The organism is Ewingella sp. S1.OA.A_B6, assembly GCF_049889095.1.
Lineage (GTDB): Bacteria > Pseudomonadota > Gammaproteobacteria > Enterobacterales > Enterobacteriaceae > Ewingella.
Genome location: NZ_JBLJFK010000055.1, coordinates 1 through 292 on the forward strand (window position 1 = coordinate 1; position 292 = coordinate 292).

Sequence of the window (292 nt, forward strand, 5' to 3'; positions counted from 1 at the left end):
CGTAATCATGCCACTCACTGGACGCTAACTGAAAACGCCTTTCTTGAAAAGCACTATGGCAAACTCCCGGCAAAGGAGATAGCCATCCCCCAGGGAAGAGGTGTTACTGCAGTCAGAGCGATGGCGCTAAAAGTTGGCGTCGGTCGTTCGGGAGCTAAACCCTGGGAGCCGTGGGAAATTGGCGTAGTGAAAAAATATTACTCTCATGGTGAAGGTATCGCCATGGTGAGGGCATTGCTGCCTCACCATGATAAGGACTCTATCAGGAAACAGGCGGGAAAGGCGGGTCTCA

Annotated in this window: 1 pseudogene; it reads left to right on the top strand. The window is 52.1% G+C overall.

Annotated elements, in window-relative coordinates:
• Positions 1 to 292 (top strand): annotated as a pseudogene (locus ACMV8I_RS21445) (hypothetical protein); the annotation flags it as partial.